Source organism: Dapis brunnea BLCC-M229 (assembly GCF_050015995.1).
GTDB lineage: Bacteria > Cyanobacteriota > Cyanobacteriia > Cyanobacteriales > Microcoleaceae > Trichodesmium.
The window spans coordinates 1-10,863 of the sequence record NZ_JBNHEP010000117.1 but is presented as its reverse complement, the minus strand read 5'-3'; the positions used below and the strand labels follow the sequence as shown (position 1 = coordinate 10,863).

General features: G+C 33.5%; 8 protein-coding genes. 2 read left to right on the top strand and 6 right to left on the bottom strand.

Annotated features, from left to right (window positions below; genetic code table 11):
• Window positions 1-128: 128 nt before the first annotated feature.
• Window positions 129-1,046 (top strand): glutaminase, encoded by a 918-nt coding sequence (locus ACP6PM_RS14250; RefSeq protein ID WP_426585653.1) that lies wholly within the window; start codon window positions 129-131, stop codon window positions 1,044-1,046.
• A gap of 859 nt (window positions 1,047-1,905) precedes the next feature.
• On the opposite strand, the gene ACP6PM_RS14245 is transcribed toward ACP6PM_RS14250, so the two are convergent.
• A complete protein-coding gene (locus ACP6PM_RS14245) occupies window positions 1,906-2,346 on the bottom strand; it encodes a response regulator (protein WP_426585652.1) in 441 nt (146 codons plus the stop codon).
• 1,441 nt (window positions 2,347-3,787) lie between these two features.
• The gene (gene argS / locus ACP6PM_RS14240) at window positions 3,788-5,545 is read right to left on the bottom strand and encodes an arginine--tRNA ligase (protein WP_426585650.1); all 1,758 of its coding nucleotides are present in this window, start codon (window positions 5,543-5,545) and stop codon (window positions 3,788-3,790) included.
• A 962-nt stretch (window positions 5,546-6,507) separates the two neighbouring features.
• Between argS and ACP6PM_RS14235 the strand changes: the two genes are divergently transcribed.
• Window positions 6,508-6,909: a hypothetical protein gene (locus ACP6PM_RS14235; protein WP_426585648.1), complete on the top strand. Its 402-nt coding sequence runs from the start codon at window positions 6,508-6,510 to the stop codon at window positions 6,907-6,909.
• A gap of 32 nt (window positions 6,910-6,941) precedes the next feature.
• On the opposite strand, the gene ACP6PM_RS14230 is transcribed toward ACP6PM_RS14235, so the two are convergent.
• The 4 genes from ACP6PM_RS14230 to ACP6PM_RS14215 form a co-directional block, all read right to left on the bottom strand.
• Window positions 6,942-8,141 carry a DUF2330 domain-containing protein gene (locus tag ACP6PM_RS14230; RefSeq protein WP_426585646.1) on the bottom strand — a complete coding sequence of 400 codons (1,200 nt, stop codon included), beginning with the start codon at window positions 8,139-8,141 and terminating at the stop codon, window positions 6,942-6,944.
• Between the two features lies 1 nt (window position 8,142).
• Window positions 8,143-8,289, bottom strand: coding sequence for a hypothetical protein (locus tag ACP6PM_RS14225; RefSeq protein ID WP_426585644.1), 147 nt, complete (start codon window positions 8,287-8,289; stop codon window positions 8,143-8,145).
• Window positions 8,290-8,473: 184 nt separating this feature from the next.
• The gene (locus tag ACP6PM_RS14220) at window positions 8,474-9,304 is read right to left on the bottom strand and encodes a phytanoyl-CoA dioxygenase family protein (protein WP_426585642.1); all 831 of its coding nucleotides are present in this window, start codon (window positions 9,302-9,304) and stop codon (window positions 8,474-8,476) included.
• A gap of 19 nt (window positions 9,305-9,323) precedes the next feature.
• On the bottom strand, window positions 9,324-10,256 hold the full coding sequence (locus tag ACP6PM_RS14215) for a DMT family transporter (RefSeq protein ID WP_426585640.1): 933 nt from the start codon (window positions 10,254-10,256) through the stop codon (window positions 9,324-9,326).
• Between the last annotated feature and the right edge of the window lie 607 nt (window positions 10,257-10,863).

The window sequence follows — 10,863 nt, the reverse complement described above, 5'->3', positions numbered from 1 at the left end:
CCTGTTCCCTATTCCCTTCTGGGAATTTGACTGTTCCTTAAAATTAAAAATATAGGAGTTATATTCTTGATCAGATGCAATTTTTTATTCTTGTCTGTTCCCTGTTCCCTATTCCCTAGTATATATTTATGTTTAATAGTTTATCAAATATTAATCAACAAGAACTAAAAAACTGGGTAGAACAAGGATTAGCTAAAAGTAAATCAGGTAAACTACCTACTTATATCCCTTTACTTGCTGAGGCTAACTACAATAATTTTGCAGTTGTTTTGCAAAGTATTGATAATCATATTCTTTCATTAGGAGATGTGGAAACTAAGGTTCCTTTAATGAGTGCGATCAAACCATTTTTATTATTTTATTTGTTATCTAAATTTGGCAATAAATTTGTATTTAACATAGTTGGCAAAGAACCTTCAGAAAAGCCCTTCAATTCTTTAGAACAACTAGAAACTGATGGGGGATGGCCGAGAAATCCTATGATTAATAGTGGAGCGATCGCTTTATCATCTTTATTACCAGGAAATACTGCTACAGAAAGATGTAAAAATTTTTGTTATTGGCTGAATAATAAAGGAAATTGTCAATTATTTTTAGATGAAAATATGTTGGCTTCGGTTCGTTCTTTACCTAATCAGAATAATCAAGCTATTGCTAAAAAATTAGTAGAATGTGGTTATATAAAAGATGCAGAAGTTACTTTAGATACTTATAATCAAATCTGTTGTTTATCTGGGACTATTTTTGATGTAGCTACTCTAGGAATGTTATTAGTAAAGCCACCTAATTTTGACTGGAAAAAACACTGTTGTACAGTTAAAGCGCTGATGACTACTTGTGGTTTATATGAAGCATCAAGTCGTTATGTTATAGATATAGGAATTCCACTTAAATCTAGTGTAAGTGGAATTGTTTTAGGATTAGTTCCTGGCACAGGAGTAATTGTTTGTTATAGTCCCCCTCTCAATCGACAAGGAAATTCTGTAGCAGGTTTATTTCTATTAGAAGTAATTTCTAGAAATTTAGAATTGAGTGTCTTTTTTTAGAAAAAAAATGTAATTAGTTTAATTACGTATTTACTTTGTTTAGAAATGGGAATTTTTGTATTTTTTCTAGAAAGAGACTTTGATATTTTTTAGGCTGAAAATGCCTGAAATAAAACCTAAATAGAGTCATAGGTTATACCAAGCGCGATAAATGTTTGTTACAAATTGTAGGGACGTTGCATGCAACGGGAGTAGGTCAGACCGAAGTTGGAGTAAATATTGAAGAAAAAAAGGAAATCATGATAGATATAGCTTTTTCAAATGAATTGGAGAATTTTTTTAAGTATCTCCGATCAAGATTCACCTTTTTGTAGCATTCTTTTTTCAAACTGGTATTAGGCAAGTGATAGTTAGTATATAGAACCCCTGAAGGTATCTTCATAAATTTAGCAAGGAGTCAGGAGACAGGAGACAGGAGACAGGAGACAGGAGTTCATTAATGGATAATTGATAATGGATAATTGATAATTACCTCTCCCTAAAACGGAGAGGATTGACGCGGTAGGGAAAAAATTTATTCTCGCGTTGGTGATTGAATATGGTTAGGTAACCCATCCATCCCATCCTACGGACTGCTCGGCTTTCCGACCGCTTTTTCCCCTTTATTGGGGAGGCTTTAAACCTGAATTATCTAATTATCTAATTATTTAATTGTTTAATTGTTTAATTGTTTCGGTAATATAAGACTTTTGGCTAAGTTTACAAATCAGCTATAAGTCTTTGATAGATGACTGCAGGCAATCAAAACTTACTAGTAAATTTGTTTCTAGCTTATCAGCAGATTAAATCCTAATCAAATATTTACATATATTCAGCGTTTAATTATACAAAAAATTATTCAAATTGACTCAGATTCTATTTATGCAGGTAAAATCCTGACACGACCCTGCTTGTAAAAACACTGATTACTATATTCTTCACTCACATTTTTAATAATATGAAACCTCCCCATTAATGCCATTAATTCATCCTTATTTACAGGTTTACTGATATAGCCATCAGCACCTTGTTTCATTGCCCAATATACATCAACTTCTGCATTTTTACCAGAGCAAAAAACTACAGGTATATTCATAGTTTGAGGCTGAGATTTAATTTGACGACAAACTTGATATCCATTCATTTCTGGCATAATAATGTCTAAAATTACTAAGTCAGGATGCTCTAATTTAACTTTTTCTAGCCCTTCTAAACCATTACTTGCTAATGTAATATTTAATCCCTTCTTTGCTAGGATATATGAACATAGTGTTCTGACAATTTCGCAGTCATCTACGATTAAGAGTTTCTTGTTAAGCATAACTATAGAGTAAAACTATGGATTGAAAATTGCCGAATTTGATTGAGATCTTGATTGATATTCACTTCCATAAGTACTTTGACCTGAATTGGGCTATCTGATACTTGCACCTCTGAGTATTTTCCCACTTGCAGGCTGAATTAACTGAATCAGTTAAAAATTCTATTTTTCAGCAAAAGTTGATTAAAATTGCTGAGTTAGTTTCAAAATTTTGTGACAGTTACAGAGCATAATACCATATCTGTCTATAATTATCATACACTTTGATCGTGGGAAATTCATAATTTTTCTTGAAGATTGTGAAATTAATTATGAATTTTCTGTATCCATGCACTAATTACCAAAGAAATATTGAGATTGAGTATTGAGGCGAAAGTTTGAATTAGTTATACCAAATCTGATTATTATAGGCTAGTTACCTCAATACCAAAATCATAAGCAATTATTTTGACTTTGACTTTTTAGTAAACCAGATTTGGTATTATTTTAAATACTGAAATGTTTGCTATATATGCGTAAGCATTCAGCTATTAGCGGTCAGCTTTTCCTGGGGAATGCTGCGCAAAAAGCAATAAAGATGAAGTACCAAATCTCACGCCTTTTTGCTACATATCTTTGGTAGTTTTGAATATCATCTTAGTAAACCAGATTTGGTATTATTTTAAATAATGAAATGTTTGCTATATATGCGTAAGCATTCAGCTTAATAACTATGTCATCAAATATTAAATAACCTTCTATGTTAGTTACAATTTATTCTTGAACATTTAGACCTAATTCTTGGGAATCAAAGTTTTGTATTCTCCAATAACGATTTATCCTGTCATGGCTAACATTTTCTAGGTGATTTGCTAAATTCGATTTGGATCTAATTTGTATGATAATTGAGTAAATATTGACAGTAATCAATATAGTTAAAGTTCATATTTTTAGCTCAAATCAACGTTGTAAAAAACATTTATCAAATTGGTATATCACATTAAGGAATGAGAATTAAATAAAGTACAGAACTTTTTTTCATAACTCATACGGTATGGAACTTAGGCAATTTAACTTATGTAGATAATAAAATTCTCATTCCTAACCTGCAATCTGCTGTATATAGCGAAATATAGAACTTACGCGATGGAAAGATATTTTTAAAATTTCAAAAGACTTTGAGCTGTTGCTGTGCGTAAGTCCTAATATACTATATGAGAAAATTGAAAATTATTAGTGCTGTAAGATTAGTGATTTTTCTTGGAAAAAGTCAAATAATTTGTAAATACTATTCCTTTGAAACTCCGAACTAAAAAAGTTTTCTTTTTCTTGTTAAGCTTTTGCCTGCCTACATACTAAATTATGATTATCAAATAACTATTTGAAAAATTCAAATTTTCTCAGTTCGCTAAATTAAAATCTTAATCTAGAGAAAGAGAAAAAAATCAAATTGAGGTACAAATCACATTCTTTCCAAAACAGAAATTCCCAAGAAAGACAAACCCAACTTTAAAGTTCTTGCCGTTACATCACACAACAATAATCGAGAAGTACGCAAAGGTTCCTCCGACTTCAAAACCGGACAACTTTCAAAGAACTTATTAAACTTTTCACTCAATTCATATAAATATTCACAAAGACGATTAGGCAACAATTCAACAGACACAATATTCAATACTTCATTCAACTGTAATAAATGTTTTCCTAAAACCAACTCTGGCTCATCCTGCAAAATAATTTTGGCATCCTTTCTCAACTTTTCAAAATCAATTTCTCCCTTCCGAGCAATTCCTTGAACACGCACATAAGCGTATAACAAATAAGGAGCAGTATTACCTTGCAAAGCCAACATCTTATCGAAACTAAACACATAATTACTATTCCGATTTTGACTCAAATCTGCATACTTAACCGCACTTAAACCAACAACCTCAGCAACATTTTCAATAAACTCTTCACTCTCTGAACGATTTTCCTCTTTTAACCTTTTTTCCAAATCATTTCGCGCCTTATTTATAGCCTCATCTAATAACTCTTTCAATCTCACAGTTTCTCCAGAACGAGTCTTTAATTTTTTCCCATCTTCTCCCAAAACCAAACCAAAAGAAACATGAACAACCTCTACATTTTCTGGTATCCAACCAGCCTTCTTTGCTACCTGCCAAACTTGAGAAAAATGATTAGCTTGACCAGCATCAGTAACATAAATTAATCGTGTTGCCTCCTCTTTTTCAATCCGATGAATTAGGGCAGCTAAATCAGTTGTCGCATAATTATAACCACCATCAGACTTCTGTACAATTAAAGGTAAACGCTCACCTTCCTTATTAATAAATCCTGCCAAAAATACACATTGAGCACCATCACTTTCTTCCAATAAACCTAACTTATTTAACCCTTCTAAAACCCCAGGCAACATCGAATTATAAAAAGACTCTCCCCGCTCATTTAACTTAATATCAAGTAAGTCATAAATAACTTGAAATTCCCGCCGAGATTGATTACATAAAAGTTGCCAAGCATAACGACTATCCTCCGCACCCGCTTGTAAACTTACTACTTCTTTTCTAGACTTTTCCTTAAAATCTTCATCCTCATCAAACCGTTTTTTTGACTGCTTATAAAAAGCAACTAAATCTCCTATATCTAAAACATCAGCAGTTTTTAAAGCTTCCGGAAAAGCTTCCCGTAAATAAGTAATTAACATTCCAAACTGAGTACCCCAGTCTCCCACATGATTTAGTCTTAGTACATCATGTCCCTGAAATTCTAGTACCCTTGCCAAAGAATCTCCAATAATTGTTGACCGTAAATGTCCAACGTGCATTTCTTTAGCAATATTAGGACTAGAAAAATCTACAACAACTCGTTGAGGATTTTTAGTTGGGGAAATATTCAGTCGTTCGTCCCTAATTATTGCCTCTAGGCAGGTTTCGATATATTCTGGTTTAAGACTGAGATTGATAAAGCCAGGTCCAGCAATTTCTGGTGGAAGACAAAAGTCAGTAATGTCAAGATTGTCAATAATTTGAGTAGCGATCGCTCTTGGTTTATCCTTTAATTTCTTGGCTAAAGACATTGCTACATTACATTGATAATCTCCAAATTTGGGATTAGTAGCAGGAACGACCATTGGATCTGTGCCTGCTAAATCTTGACCAAAGGCACTAACTAAAGCTTTGTCAAATTTACTTTTGAGTTTTTCAAGAGTAGGTTCCATTGCTGTGTTTAATATTTTCAACTTTTACAGATAATAGCCTTTTGCCATGAGAAAAAACATTAATATCTGATACACTCCCATTTGAATCTTGAGCAACTCAACTTATAATTCTTCCTGATTAGTGTGGGTCTTGTAATATAAATGTATTTTATTGTAGCTTAAGTCCCAACTGAAGTTTAGACTAAATTTTGAGGTCTTTAAATAATCTACTCAGAAGGAAGGAAAACTTGAAACTCATAACTCTTGGATAGTATAAGCCTGACGGATGTCAGAAATGCTCTTGATTATTTGTCTTTTTTGGCGAGTTTCGGTTAGAGCTGCGTTATTCAAACTCTGACAAAAGTCTTGCCAGAAAATCATGCTCGTCTAATTAACCAATAGGACAGGCTCTGGACAATTGACTTTAAAGTCGTTGGAATGCCGATAATGAAAGAGTTTCAGTGAATTTATCCAGTGTCGCTATTTCACGTCGGCTAGCTTTGGACTAGCTGTAATTAGTCTAAACTCCAGTCCCAAGAATATAGGACATTAAACAAAAGTCATGGTTGTAAATTGCTGAGATTTTTCTCCTGTTTACTCTAGTTTAATTCTGTAGGAACTAAAACTTAATTACCACAATCTTTGTTTCTATCTATGATGTTTCTTAGGATAGTGAAGTAAACTTGTCTTTCTTATTTCCTGCTCTTAGTAATCCCTGTTTCCTAAAATCTAGAGTTTTCTACCTGACTAACACCTGAGAATTACTATACTCACTTTAAAGCTATCTGAATTACAAAAAGCTGGAAATAGAAAAATTCAAAATAGTCTTATGTGTGATTTAGGACACTTAGATTAGTAATAATTATCTTATAGTTTTGTAATTTAGATAATGAATATAGGATAATCATAGATATATAATTTTAAGAAATGTTAAGATAAACTAACATATCTCAGAAAAAAAATACTACTTGAGGAAATTTATCATGTTATCTAGACGGACTTTCGACGATCATTCCCTAAGTGAATCTTTCTATCAAGCACTAATTAATCGCTTTTATGAAACTTTGAGTTTTTCAACTCAATCCCTATTAGATGAATCTACTTTTGGCTTTGCCCCAGATTCATTTGGAGTCAAAACTTTTTTCATTATTACTCCTTCTATATTAGATGCAGATAAATTAGGTCAAAATATTGACAGTCTCAAAAATCGAGTAATTTCGCTAATGCCAGGAGTAGGGAAACTTGCTATATGTGTAAATCCACTCAAAGAGGGAAAGGAATTAGAAACATCTGGAGATTGTGTTGATGAAAAACAAGAATTTTTGCCACGGTATATGATGTGTAAAATTTTTCCTATAGATTTATCTAATCAAAATCTAGATTAATTTTTCCATCCAGTATTAGATACTTTTGAGATCTAAAATTTTTCAAATAATTTTTTTAGTTCAACCTCCGAAATAACTTTACCAGAAGGATTTTTAATTTCAACTTTGTCCTGGAAATACTTCCTACCTTCATTGTAGTCAATTGGTAACAAGATATATCTGCCTTGATAGAAAGTTTGATCGGAGGTAATCCTAAATTCTAAATCCTGATTATAAGTGTTCTTTGTATACTGTAGATGTAATCTAGTGATAAATGCTTGTTGGTCGTTCATACCCAACTCATTCAACTCTTGAAAATTTAACGGTGTGGTATTACAAGGGTCACAAAAACCTGTATCCCAAGCATATTCTGTAACTACAATTTCTTTCTTTGTAGATTGAATAGTTGAAACAAACAATTCTCGATAAAATTCGCCAAATTTTGATTCTATGTTTTGTGGCACATCAAAATTACTAGGAATCATTACATTTTCATAATTACTAACTTCAGCACGACCAGTTTTACTCAAAAAATAAACGATAATATTCTGAGTATCCTCTGAGTTAATTTTTCCCAATTGAAAAGGTAACATAATCTGAGGATAATTCTTGACAGTAAACTGAAGAGGTCTTAAATTTTGAAAACCAAGTTGTTCTTGTGCTTCTAAGTTAACTCTTACTACAAAAAAGAATAGTTTTTTATTAATATAAGGTTGCAGATATTTAGCAGCACCTCTAGGAATTTTATACTGATTTTCCCTTAACCAACTTTCCAAAGAATTAGACTCTGTTGCACTTAAAATAAAAACATCATATTCTCCCACGGTGAAGCTTTCTATAACTCTTACATTTTGGCGGGGAAATCCACTTCTCGCTCCCCCACCTCTAAGAGCTGGATTACTCTCAAAATCATAGTCAATTAACCTAGGAGCAGTAAAATCATCTAAGCGTTGAAAAAGTTTTGGAGAAATAACTCTTACATCTTGTTTTTTTAGTACAACTGGTACAGGTAAAATTAGAGCAAACTCTTCAGGTTCCCCCTTATAATCAAAAGCTAAACTATAAGTTGTTTGATTATCTTGATGAGCGATCGCTACTTGTGAGCGATTATTAAACATTTCAGCATCAACTTTTGCCACAAAAAAGCCACAAAAACTTCTAACTTTTTTGACATCTATAGACATAGAAACTAATATTAAGCTTCCTACTATAGATAACTTGATAAATTTTTTCAGTCTGGGTTTTAAGAACATATCAGTTTGGTTTACTCTGGTTGGCAATGGCAATATAGATACCCAATATAACCAAAGTAAATGCCACATAATTCCAGAAACTTAAAATTTCAGAAAACAAAGCCCAAGCTAAAAAAGCATTCATAATTGGGATTAATAATTTACCCATAGCAAGTAACCCTGAAGATAAACTCTTGGGCAATGGGTAACAGACTACTGGTCTATTGAGGTAGAAGTAAGGGATAGTGGATTAAAAAAGTGCTAAATAAAATTCTTCTGGCAAATTTCTATCCCTCAAGACAAAATTGATGAACTACTACGTTATGGTTGCCAGACTTGTCTGTGTCGGTCTACTAATATTTATTAGCCAAAAAAGCATCTCCTGACAAAGGCTTGATCGCTGTATGATTGGGACTGGCTAGAAAATCTGGACGCGGTTTTTCCATAGGGAGCGGAAGATTTTCAATACTGTTGTAAACAATCACAACAACTGCTCGATCAAAAGGATAGATATTGGCAGTTGACCCATGAACGCAATTCGGATGAAGAAATAATATCGAGCCTGCACTTCCTTTAGGGGCAACTGTGCCATATTTTTTAGTCAATCTTTTCAGAGTAGGTTCATCAACAGCATAGTTAATATTGCTAGTCACATTAGCAATCCATGAGTCATAACCTTGATAAGTTTCGTGTTGCTTTCGATTGCTCTTTTCAGCAATAAGACCTTCTTGATGAGAACCAGGAATAACCATCAGAGGGCTATTAAATTCGTGGACTTCATCTAAAAAAACAATCGCGATTCCGACTCTCGGAGTCGGAATTGAGTCTTCTTTCAAATGATAAGCATAATCCTGATGCCATAAATAGACATCTCCAGTCAATGCTCTTTTGGCATTAATATGAAATTGGTGAACATAGACCGAACTCCCCAAAATCTGTTGAATAGGTTCAATAATTCTTGCTTGTTTTGACAAACAGTCGAACACTGGATTATAGGTGTGTGCTCCATAAATTGCGCGTATTGTCGTGCCATCTTTTTCAGTAATTTTACCGGGTTTTCCTTCTGCATATATTCTCGGCAATTCGGCTTTCATCACCTCAATCTCTGTTGGTGAAAAACAATTTTCTACCAAGAGATATCCTTGGTCTTGATAGGTCTGTAATTGTTCGGATTCTAGGTTCATCTGTCTAACCTCAAACGCTTCACTCCGAGATTTTACTATATTTGGAGATATAGAGACCTAAGATAACCACAGTAAATGCTACATAGTTCCAAAAACTTAAAATTTCGGCAAAAAATAACCAAGCTAAGAAAGCATTGATAATAGGGATAAGTAGCTTGCTAACCGCTATTAACCCAGAAGATATGTTCTTGAGGCAATAGGTGACAAGTCCCACAGCTAAAAGTTGACAGATTAACCCCAACAAAATCACAAAAAGCCATCCTGACCAAGTGTGGGGAAATACTTGCGTTTCTGTCATCAAAGCAATAGGCAATATAAATAAAGTCGATATTACACAAGTCCATGAAAGAATTGCTATCGAACTCAATTGGGAGCGCAAAGATTCTACAGGAAGCAGATAGGTACTATTGAAGAGTGCGGCCAGTATCGCAACGCCATCCCCTTGTAAATTTCCTGTCGCCAATTGCCAGTCTTCAAGGCCAATCATACAAGCACCTACAACAGCAACTGCCATGCCAATTAAAAAGACATTATCAAAAGTTTGATTCCAGATCAGCCAACCCAAAAGAACCGTCCAAATTGGAGTCATATTCGTTAATATTGTGGTATTAGCAACACTCATTTGACTCAGAGACCAAGCTAATAGGAGTTGATTACCCGCAAAACTGATTCCAGCAACCAATAGTTGTAATATAACTAAACGGGTATAGGGATTTTGTTTGACGGATTTATCTGGGGAAAACTGGTTTTTAAGATATTGTGCTCCATTCCAGAGACCTAGGAGCAAAGTGGCAAGCCAAACACGATGAAATGCGGTTGAAAATGGACCGATTTCTCCTTCAAGTAATCGGTAAAAGATTGGAAGCCAAGAGTGAGCAAATATTGCAAGACCTAAAAATCCGATCGCTCTTGAATTGCCCGATCCAGAAACTCTTTCTTGTAGGACTTTCAATATTGACTCCTTGTTATAAGATTTTAGATAAATGGAAATCTAGGACTTAACGTCTTAGTTATCTGACTTAAGTTATACATAGAAATCTCAGATTCTACTCTGAGAGATTGATATAAAATTAGTCTAACTGCAACGTCTTAGTTATCTGACTTAAAGTTACAGATCGATATCTCAGATTCGGGTCTGAGATATTGAGGCAAAATTAGTCCAACTGCAACGTCTTAGTTATTTGACTTGAATTATAGATAGAAATCTCAGATTCCGACCTGAGATTTTGTAAGTTTATAGATAGAAATTTCAGATTCTGGTCTGAGAGATTGATGGAAAATTAGTCTAACTGCAACGTCTTAGTTATTTGACTTTCAAGTTATAGCTCGAAATTTCAGATTCGAGTCTGAGATATGGATAAAAAATTAATCCAACTACAACGTCTTAGTTATTTGACTTTCAAGTTTATAGCTCGAAATTTCAGATTCAGCTCTGAGAGATTGATGGAAAATTAGTCCAACTGCAACGTCTTAGTTATCTGACTGAAAGTTATAGATAGAAATTTCAAATTCAGCTCTGAGAGATTGATGGAAAATTAGTCCAACTGCAACGTCTTAGT

What these genes read in the sequence shown, in the direction of transcription:
- ACP6PM_RS14250 (WP_426585653.1), top strand. Translation starts at nt 129, where the DNA reads ATGTTTAATAGTTTATCAAATATTAATCAACAAGAACTAAAAAACTGG.
- ACP6PM_RS14245 (WP_426585652.1), bottom strand. Translation starts at nt 2,346, where the DNA reads ATGCTTAACAAGAAACTCTTAATCGTAGATGACTGCGAAATTGTCAGA.
- argS (WP_426585650.1), bottom strand. Translation starts at nt 5,545, where the DNA reads ATGGAACCTACTCTTGAAAAACTCAAAAGTAAATTTGACAAAGCTTTA.
- ACP6PM_RS14235 (WP_426585648.1), top strand. Translation starts at nt 6,508, where the DNA reads ATGTTATCTAGACGGACTTTCGACGATCATTCCCTAAGTGAATCTTTC.
- ACP6PM_RS14230 (WP_426585646.1), bottom strand. Translation starts at nt 8,141, where the DNA reads ATGTTCTTAAAACCCAGACTGAAAAAATTTATCAAGTTATCTATAGTA.
- ACP6PM_RS14225 (WP_426585644.1), bottom strand. Translation starts at nt 8,289, where the DNA reads ATGGGTAAATTATTAATCCCAATTATGAATGCTTTTTTAGCTTGGGCT.
- ACP6PM_RS14220 (WP_426585642.1), bottom strand. Translation starts at nt 9,304, where the DNA reads ATGAACCTAGAATCCGAACAATTACAGACCTATCAAGACCAAGGATAT.